The organism is Psittacicella gerlachiana, assembly GCF_003585965.1.
Taxonomy (GTDB): domain Bacteria; phylum Pseudomonadota; class Gammaproteobacteria; order Enterobacterales; family Psittacicellaceae; genus Psittacicella; species Psittacicella gerlachiana.
In genome coordinates this window covers 1-1,376 of the sequence record NZ_NRJF01000293.1, presented here as the reverse complement: position 1 = coordinate 1,376, position 1,376 = coordinate 1, and the positions used below count along the sequence as shown (strand labels likewise).

Annotated in this window: 2 protein-coding genes; both read left to right on the top strand. The window is 30.2% G+C overall.

All coding sequences use genetic code 11. The features are described from left to right. The first annotated feature begins 262 nt into the window (after positions 1-262). Positions 263-673 (top strand): HU family DNA-binding protein, encoded by a 411-nt coding sequence (locus tag CKF59_RS07770; protein ID WP_119535333.1) that lies wholly within the window; start codon positions 263-265, stop codon positions 671-673. A 113-nt stretch (positions 674-786) separates the two neighbouring features. After that, complete coding sequence (locus CKF59_RS07765) at positions 787-1,209, top strand: HU family DNA-binding protein (RefSeq protein ID WP_119535332.1); 423 nt, start codon at positions 787-789, stop codon at positions 1,207-1,209. Positions 1,210-1,376: the final 167 nt, after the last annotated feature.

Genomic DNA, 1,376 nt, shown 5'->3' with positions numbered 1-1,376 from the left:
TTCTCTAATTGTACTCTCAAAACTTAGTCTTATTGTTTGCATTATTAGTTGATTACTTTTATGATGAAGTAAATGACTTGTTAGAGCTAATGTAAACCATTTGATTTAATATTCTTGTTTCAATGAATAAAGCGATATTTATATATACTTTTATTTTGCTGACAAGTGGTTTTGATATTGATATGTAATTAATTTTAGTTTTGATCATTTTTATGTTTAGCATAAGGTATTGATCTGAACAACTATAGTAGAAGTAAGTACTATGAGCAAAGAAGATTTAGAAGTAAATGAAACAACAGTAGATAGTTTATTAACTGTTAAAGAGTTATTAGGTTTATTAAAAGCTAATTTAAAAAATTCTGATAATCCAGCTTTAAATAAACTTGGTGGTAGTGAAGCTCTTGCACGTGAACTATTAGATGCTTGGTCAGAGACTTTACAAGAAGCTTTAGTTTCTGGTCGTAAGGTTCGTGTTAATGGTTTAGGCGTATTTGCAACTAAATATCGTCCAGAGCGTAATTTTACTAATCCATTAACTGGTAAACCAGGGCATGCTCCAGCACATGTAAATGTAGCTTTTACTACAGCTAAGACTTTAAAAGAAGCTGTTGGTAATGACACTAAACTAGTACAAGCTCATAAAAAAGCATTACAAAATAAAGGGAAGAAATAATCCTTTTACCTGACAGTATGTGATTATTTTCAGTAATGATTTGTGCTATTTATAGCGTCTCTAATCAAATCTTTTTCAATAACGTTTTATTAACTCTTTAAGGTGCTTTTCAAATGGGTAGTAAAGAAAAAAATCTAGAAAATCTTTTCAAGAATGTAAGTGTTGATGAATTATTAACAAATGCACAGTTTGTTGAATTATTTACAGAACAGTTACATGCTTCAAGTTCAGAAGAATTATCATCATTAAGCAAAACAGCTGCTAAAGAAGCTTATGCAGTTTTAATTGCAACTTTAGGTCAAGCATTAAGTGCTGGTCGTAAAGTGCGTATTAAAGACTTAGGTACTTTCTCAACAAGATACCGTCCGTCTCGTGTGTTTAGAACACCTCATGATCCAAATGCAAAAGTTGAAACTCCAGAAACTGTAGGGGTTCACTTCTCAATTGCAACTGGTTTAAAACAACGTGTACAAAATAATACTGCATTAGTAACAGCTCATGCAAAATTAGCTAACAAAGCAGCTAAGAAAAAATAAGTATTAACATAATGAAAAAAAGTCGCTTTAAGCGGCTTTTTTTCATGTTTGCACTAAAAAATAGAGATCATCTATAGTTTAATCTCCTTTCAAAGGTAAAATTTTATCCCGTTTTGAGAATGATTAGAGTGATTAAGATAGATTATTAAATGTAGTTTTATGATAAA